Consider the following 249-nt stretch of genomic DNA (forward strand, 5'->3'; position numbering starts at 1 on the left):
TGAAGTTAGTACCGTATTGTCGGTTGTACGCTTTGCACATTTTGATACCAGCTAACTTGGCAATGGCATAGGCTTCATTGGTTGGCTCCAATGCGCCATTCAAAAGATATTCTTCTTTGATTGGCTGCGGTGCCATTTTTGGATAAATGCAACTCGATCCCAGAAATATCAGTTTTTCAACTTGATATTTCTGGGCAGCTTCCATCACATTGCCCTGAATGAGTAAGTTTTGCTGAATGAAATCCACTG

General features: G+C 41.4%; 1 protein-coding gene. It reads right to left on the reverse strand.

The features are described from left to right. On the reverse strand, positions 1–249 hold a 249-nt coding region (locus tag ACZ3GY_RS24555; protein ID WP_465912408.1), incomplete at both ends, for an NAD-dependent epimerase/dehydratase family protein.

Source organism: Pseudomonas sp. PME37.24/006 (assembly GCF_055556635.1).